Source organism: Alistipes sp. AF14-19, from assembly GCF_003461645.1.
GTDB classification, from domain to species: Bacteria; Bacteroidota; Bacteroidia; order Bacteroidales; family Rikenellaceae; genus Alistipes; species Alistipes shahii.
Genome location: NZ_QTXM01000020.1, coordinates 41172 through 48208 on the forward strand (window position 1 = coordinate 41172; position 7037 = coordinate 48208).

The 7037-nt window shown below is 58.1% G+C and carries 7 protein-coding genes; 5 read left to right on the forward strand and 2 right to left on the reverse strand.

The genetic code is table 11. The features are described 5' to 3' along the window. The first annotated feature begins 56 nt into the window (after positions 1-56). Positions 57-968, forward strand: a complete 912-nt coding sequence (locus DWW03_RS13935) for an AraC family transcriptional regulator (RefSeq protein WP_118406916.1) — start codon at positions 57-59, stop codon at positions 966-968. Between the two features lie 10 nt (positions 969-978). Here the strand turns inward: DWW03_RS13935 and DWW03_RS13940 are convergent, their stop codons facing one another. Together DWW03_RS13940 and DWW03_RS13945 are read right to left on the reverse strand one after the other, a co-directional pair. Continuing rightward, positions 979-3354: a BamA/TamA family outer membrane protein gene (locus DWW03_RS13940; protein ID WP_118406917.1), complete on the reverse strand. Its 2376-nt coding sequence runs from the start codon at positions 3352-3354 to the stop codon at positions 979-981. Positions 3355-3358: 4 nt separating this feature from the next. Next, positions 3359-4105: a nitroreductase family protein gene (locus DWW03_RS13945; RefSeq protein WP_118406918.1), complete on the reverse strand. Its 747-nt coding sequence runs from the start codon at positions 4103-4105 to the stop codon at positions 3359-3361. Between the two features lie 135 nt (positions 4106-4240). Here DWW03_RS13945 and dapF point away from each other — a divergent pair, with 135 nt between their 5' ends. The 4 genes from dapF to DWW03_RS13965 all read left to right on the forward strand — a co-directional run. After that, a complete protein-coding gene (dapF, locus tag DWW03_RS13950) occupies positions 4241-5047 on the forward strand; it encodes a diaminopimelate epimerase (protein ID WP_022061368.1) in 807 nt (268 codons plus the stop codon). A 20-nt stretch (positions 5048-5067) separates the two neighbouring features. Further along, on the forward strand, positions 5068-5259 hold the full coding sequence (locus DWW03_RS13955) for a hypothetical protein (protein WP_015547300.1): 192 nt from the start codon (positions 5068-5070) through the stop codon (positions 5257-5259). Between the two features lie 11 nt (positions 5260-5270). Beyond that, entirely contained in the window at positions 5271-6071 is an 801-nt protein-coding gene (locus DWW03_RS13960) for an alpha/beta fold hydrolase (protein WP_118406919.1), read from the forward strand. Between the two features lie 194 nt (positions 6072-6265). Then, a partial coding sequence (locus tag DWW03_RS13965; protein WP_147344323.1) for a class I SAM-dependent methyltransferase occupies positions 6266-7037 on the forward strand: 772 nt, incomplete at its 3' end.

Genomic DNA, 7037 nt, shown 5'->3' on the forward strand with positions numbered 1-7037 from the left:
ATTTTGAATGATACCCGACTGATCATTATTATATTTGTCGAAATTTAAGCGAAACTATGAACCAGACGAATTCAGAAATGCCGATATCGAGTTTTACCCTGAACGAACTCATCACAATGGCCGGAGGCGAAAAGCGTCCGGGAATTATGGGCGAATGCATCGCCGCAAACAGCGCATCGGAAATGGAGATATTCCGGTTCCCGAGCCGCCTGAACGCTCTCATTATCGGCGTCGGAACCGAAGGCGAGACTTCGCTCACGTCAAACCTGCAGGAATTCCGGCTCAAAAAGGATTCGCTCTTCATCTTCAGCCCCAAGCACATCCTGCAGGTACAATCCAACAACCGTTTCAAGGCCCATCTTATCGTCATCGCCCCGGATTTTCTCAAGCGCATCAACATCGACACCAAACGCATGATGCCGCTTTTCCTGCAATTCGGCTCGCTCCCCTGCATGGAACTCACGCAGGCCGAGAGCCAGTCGCTCCGGAGTTTTATCTCGATGGTCGAACAGGAACTGAAAGGCTCCGAGACGGATTTTTCGAGCGAGATCATCGGCGGACTGATCGCCGCGACGATCTACAAGGTCGGGGACATCCTGACCCACTACCTCACGGAGCATCCCGAGGTCGACAGCCCGATACACAACCGTGCGGAGGAGTATTTCAGGCAGTTCACCGAGCTGCTCGGCGAACACTACAAGCACGAACGCAGCGTGGGATTCTACGCCCGGCAGCTATGCATCACGCCCAAATACCTCACCACGCTCATCAAGCGCATCAGCGGCAAATCGGTATCGGAATGGATCGACAACTACGTGATCCTTGAAGCCAAGACGCTGCTCAAATATTCGAACATGAGCGTGCAGGAAATCGCCTATTACCTGAATTTCCCCAACCAGTCGTTCTTCGGCAGTTACTTCAAGCGCAATGCCGGCATGTCGCCGTCGCAGTACAAGGCGAAGAAGTAAAAGCCGAACGTTAAAACGGGTAACCCACGCCGAAGTTGAGCGCCGTGTTCTTCCACTTGAAATTGTGGATCCACCGCTCGCCCGAGGGGTTGTTGGGATTGTGCAGCTGAATACCCCAGTCGAGGCGCAGCACGGCGAACTTGATGTCGAAACGCAGGCCGAGTCCCGTGTTGAATCCCAGCTGTTTGTAGAAACGGTCGAACCGGAACACCGTATCTTCGGACTCACCCGAATAGTGCCGGATATACCAGATGTTGCCCAGATCGAAGAAGGTCGCGCCGTGGATCATGCCCCAGACCGGGAAGCGCAGTTCGAGGTTGGCTTCCAGCTTCACGTCGCCCGTCTGGACCGGAAAATCGTTGTGGGGATTGGCCACCGAACCCTGCCCGAGGGTTCGGGGCGTCCAGCCGCGCATGCCGTTGCTGCCGCCGCAATAGAACTGGCGGTCGAAAGGTACGGACGAAGAGTTTCCGTAAGCCATCGCCACACCGCCGTAAAGCCGTCCCACCAGCGCCGTAGCGCCCCCCAGCATGATTTTCCGGCTGACGCTCAAATCGGTGCGGAAATACTGCGAATACTCGATGCCGAAAATCGTATACTGCTCCTTTCCCTTGGCCGGCGAGAAGAAGGCGTGCTCGACGGCGTCGATCAGGTTGCCGGCGGTCTCGGCGTTGAACCGGATGTTCGTGGCGTTTCCGCCGAGGTTCTTGCGCTGGTTGTTATAGCCGTAGCCGAACGAAAGGCCGCCGATGAACTGGGTCTTGAAACTGTTGATCAGGTATTTGTTGGAGGTATTGCCCAGGAATTCGGGATCGACCGGGCGAGTCATGTCGACCACGTTGATGTCGATCGGCCGCAGCGAGAAGGACGAATAGCGGCTGTTGGTCCACATGTAGGTGATGCCGGCGCTCGAAAGCGTACGGGCGTAATAGGGGCGGTCCTGAAAATTGATCGACAGTTCGACCTTGGTCTTCGGCTGGTTCACCGTGCGGAAACGGCCCGTGCGCCAGGGCACGAGGAACCGCGGGAAGGTCAGTCCGGTCGTGACGCCGAATTCGGTGGCCCGTTTGCGCCTGGCGTCGGGAGCCTTCATAAATTCGTAACCCGCCGTGAAGGAGAGGTCGAACGACTCGGCGCCGCGGAAAATATTGCGGTTCTGATAACCGACGGTGGCCTTCAGGCCGTAGAAACTCGACGTGGTGCTGCCTTCGAGATCGACCTTGACGCTCTGCTTGAGCGTCGGCGTGCAGAGAATGTTGCACGTCAGGTAGCCCTCGCGCGTGTAGAGCGTCTGCGTCGAATCGGCCGAAGCGCCGATGAAGGAGACGATGTCGGTGACGTCGGCCGACCGGGGCTGCTCCTCGAAGGCGATTTTCGCGCTCTTGAAATACCCCAGCGCCATCAGGTCGGAATAGGCGCGGTTGACCTGCGACGAGTTGTAGACGTAGTTGGGATAGAGCGGCACGGCCTGACGGAGCACCGGAGGGCGCAGGTTGGGCCGTTTCTCGTAGATGATGTTCAGACCGCGGTAGTAGACCGTATCGAGCCGCGAAAGCAGCGTCGTGTCGGTCCGTGCGGCGGTGGGGTCGTAATCGGGGAAAATGTTGATCCGGTCGATACGGTAGACCATGTTGTTGTCCATCACGGGCAGTCCGCGTTCGTCATAGCCCGTGAGATACTGTTTGACGATCAGCCGCAGGTCGATCAGCCGCTCCTTCTCGAACATCCGCGCGGCGTAGGAGATGTTGTTGACCGAGAAATTGTAGTACCCCCGCTCCTTGAGGTAGGCGGCGATGCGCTCCCGCTCGGCATCGAGGACCGACACGTCGTAAATATCGCCCGTATGCAGCAGCGTATTGACGGTGTCGGGCAGCACGATCTGTTCGAGGAAGTTGTCCTGGAACTCGTAGGAAACGGAGTCGATGCGGTAAGGCTCGCCCTGGCGCGTGCGGAAGGTGACCGTCGCACGCTTGCGGCGCGAAACGGTGTCGACCTCATAGGTCGCCTGCGAGGAGAAAAAACCCTTCGAGTCCATGTAGACCTTCAGGTTTTCGGCGCTCTTCTGGGTCAGCCCCATGTCCAGCGTCACGGGCGCCTGCCCGATCTTGCGCTTCCAGTTGTTCCAGCGGTTGTCCTTCGCAGGGTCGGCCTGCTCGTAGAGCCAGACGTAGAAATTCGTCCCGAGGAAGCGTTTGTTGGGAGTCTGGCGCACGTACTTCTCCATGTCGGAAGCCGTGATGCGTTCCTTGCGGGGCGTGGACCGGTCGTCCTCGATCTTTACTTTTTGCAGAAAATACTGTCCTTCGGGAATGTGGCGCGTGACGCTGCACGCCGAGCACAGCAGGCCCAGCAGCGCGGCGGCGAGTATGCGACACGATCCCCGCACGGCGTCAGTTGTTGAAGAATCCCTTCTCTTTCAAAAGGGCGAAATAGGACTCCGAGATGGCGAGGTTGTCCTTGCGCACGTAACGCCGCTGGGTGAAGACCTGCGCCAGGTTCGGGAGGCCGTTTTCCGCCAGCAGACGTTTGGTAAGCTCCGACTCTTCGCGCTCGGCCCACAGTTCGTCGATCTCGGCGGCCGTGTAATCGGTGTACTTCTCGTAGTGGACCACGGCTTCGAGCGGCAGGCGGTCGGTCAGTTCGGGCGACTCGTCGGGATAACCCAGGACCACGGTGGTGAGCGGAATGACCCCCTTCGGAAGTTCCAGTATCTGCGAAATGTCGCCCGCGGTGTAGATCGTCGTACCGAGGTAGCAGATGCCCAGCCCGTGCATTTCGGCCTCGACGCAGAGGTTCTGCGCGGCCAGCAGGGCGTCGGTCGAAGCGTTCAGGAACCACGCGAAATTGTCGTAGGCAGGGTCGGCGTCGCGCTGCTCGCACCACATCGTGAAACGGTGAATATCGGCGCAGACGGTCACCACGCACGGAGCCTGGCGGACCATCGGCTGGTTGAAATGGCACGGCGCGAGCCGTTCGCGGAGCGTTTCATCGCGGGTCACCACCAGCGAATAGAGCTGCATGTTGCCGCACGTCGAAGCGCGCAAGGCGGCTTCGAGACACTCGCGCAGCACCTCCTCGGGAATGGGCGTCGGGCGGAATTTACGTATCGAACGATGCTTGAAAAGCACACTTTTCATAAAGGTCTGTTTTTTGAATCCTGGCATAAACAATACAATCCGCCCGCCGTTGCACGCCCGGGCGGATATTTTTCACAAAATTAGCAAAACTTTTAGAAGTTTTACTATTTTTGCCAAGACATAACCATTCAAAAAGTGCAGACGGCATTTGCAAAATACGAAGGAGCAGGCAACGACTTCATCCTGATCGACAACCGCGAAGGCGGCTTCACACCCCGTGCGGAACTTATCGCAGCCTTGTGCGACCGTCATTTCGGCATCGGAGCCGACGGGCTGATGACCCTCGCCCGGAACGCGGAGATCGACTGTTCGATGCGTTATTACAACGCCGACGGGTCGGAAGGCGAGATGTGCGGCAACGGCGCCCGCTGCTTCGCGCTTTTCGCCGAACACCGGGGCATCGGCGGGGAGACCAAGTTCTTCGATGCCGCAGACGGGCTTCACACCGCCCGCATCCGCCGCCTGAAAGGCACTTCGGGAGAGATCGAGCTGGGCATGATCGCCGTGCGGGAGATCCGCACGGGCGACGGCTGGTGGTTTCTCAACACGGGCGTCCCGCACTACGTCGAATTCGTCGACGACCTCGAAGCGGTCGACGTGACCGGCCGCGGACGGGCCATCCGCCGCGACACGACGCGCTTCCCGCAGGGCACGAACGTCAATTTCGTGCAGATCACAGGCGACGGCACGATCCGCATGCGCACCTACGAACGCGGCGTGGAGAACGAGACCCTCGCCTGCGGCACGGGAGCCACGGCCGCGGCCATCGTGACGGCCTTCGCGCGGCAGCCCCACACGACCGATTTCCGCATCACCGTACCCGGAGGAGCGCTTGCGGTACGGTTTTCGCATGAACAGGGAACACAAACCTATACGGACATCCGCCTGACGGGACCGGCGCGCCGCGTCTTCGAAGGAGTGTTCGACAGCGAAAATTTCTAAAACCAACCATTCATTTCCCCATGAAAACACAAAAGGGAATCCGCGAACACGACGCGGATGAACTTCGGAAAGCCAAACGTCTCGAACCGATACGCAAGAGCGGCAAGGAGCGCCACGCGCTTTACAGCAGTTTCGACGAAGAGGACGAGGAGGAGATCCTGCCCCTCAAACGCGAGTCCGTTCTCGACTACCTCGACGAAGAGGAGGAATAAATCCAGATTCAATGATCGAAAAATTCATCATGGCGGGTCCCACCGCCCTGCACGTCTGCGACTCCCAGAAAGGGGACAAATGCGTCGTGCTCCTGCACGGATACCTCGAATCGATGCTCGTCTGGGAGGATTTCGTTCCATTCCTCTACAAAGAGCTTCGCGTGGTTACGTTAGACCTGCCCGGTCACGGCATCTCGGTCGTGACGGGCGAGGAGCATTCGATGGAGTTCCTCGCCGACACGGTGGCCGACGCCCTCCGGGCGCTGGGAATCCCCCGCTGCACACTCGTCGGGCACTCGATGGGCGGCTACGTAGCCCTGGCCTTCTGCGAACGCCATCCCGACATGCTCAACGGAGTTGTGCTGTTAAGTTCGACACCCAACGCCGACACGCCGGAGAAGGCCGAAAACCGCCGCCGCGAAATCGCCCTCGTAAAGGCCGGGAAAAAGGATACGCTGGCCCGCGTGGCCCCCGAAGCGGGCTTCGCCGAGGACAACCGCACCCGGATGAAAGACTACATCGAGGACCTCACCGAACAGGTTGCCGTCACCGAGGACGAAGGAATCGTAGCGCTGCTCAACGGCATGATCGCCCGCAAGGACCGGAACGAGATGCTGCGCGCCTCGAAGGTTCCCCAGCTCTTCATCCTCGGACGCAAGGACAACTACATCCCTGTCGAAGCGGCCGAAAAGCTGGTGGAAGGGCATCCGCAAGCCCGGATCGTATGGCTCGAAAACAGCGGCCACATGGGATTTCTGGAGGAGCCGGAAACCACGGCCCGGGCGATCCTCGATTTCGTCAACGGCAAATAGCGCCGCACACCGACTATTTTCCGGGGATCAATCGCGTCATAAACCTCAAGAACAGAGAACATTAGACGACGATTTCGGGAGCAAAGCCACAATTCGGACAAAATCGTTTACAAATCGGCCGAAAATATTCAGCCGATTTATTTTTTACGCAGGTTTTTTCCTATATTTGCGGGGACACACATCAAACTCACTCTATGATAACCCGTCATCCATTGGGACGCCAGGATCTCCGCATCAAGCGCAGGGATAAGGTACTCGAAATCGGTCCCGGACACGATCCGATGTTTCGTTCCGATGTGATAGCCGACAAGTTTCCGCACGACGACACCCATCGCTGCGGAAAAGTCCTGATTTACCCTCACCAGCAATTCATCGAAGCCGACGGCGAGCAACTCCCGTTCGAAAAAGATGCTTTCGATTATGTGATCTGCAACCAGGTTCTCGAACATGCCGACAATCCCGCCCGGTTCATCGAAGAGATGGTCCGGGTCGGCAAACGCGGGTATGTCGAGACCCCGAGCATGCTCGGCGAACAGATGTTTCCCAAGGAGTCGCACCGCTGGGTGATCCTGCTCATCGAAGACAAACTCGTATTTTACGAAAAGGAGAAGATGCCGGGTAACTACCGCAACAACTACGGCGAGGTCTTTCTCAACTACCTGCCCTACCAGTCGCTGCCGTTCAAGATGCTCTACGTATCCGAACCCAACCTGTTGCTCAACCGCATCGAATGGGAGGGGACGATCGAATATCTCGTAAATCCCGAGGACGACTATTACAGCAGTTTCTTCACCCGCAAATGGAACCGGGAGATGACCATGAAAATCTTCCCGCCGCGCCGGGGGCTGACCGAAATAAACCGCACGCTCCAGGCCAGCTACTACCTTGTCCGGGAGAAACTCGGGCAGAAAATCCACAAACGCCCGTCTCCGATCACGCTCGACGAATACCTCGCAGAACGGGAAA

Bases quoted from the DNA above. Each gene is read 5' to 3' on its own strand.
- DWW03_RS13935 (WP_118406916.1), top strand. From the start codon at position 57: ATGAACCAGACGAATTCAGAAATGCCGATATCGAGTTTTACCCTGAAC.
- DWW03_RS13945 (WP_118406918.1), bottom strand. From the start codon at position 4,105: ATGAAAAGTGTGCTTTTCAAGCATCGTTCGATACGTAAATTCCGCCCG.
- DWW03_RS13955 (WP_015547300.1), top strand. From the start codon at position 5,068: ATGAAAACACAAAAGGGAATCCGCGAACACGACGCGGATGAACTTCGG.
- DWW03_RS13960 (WP_118406919.1), top strand. From the start codon at position 5,271: ATGATCGAAAAATTCATCATGGCGGGTCCCACCGCCCTGCACGTCTGC.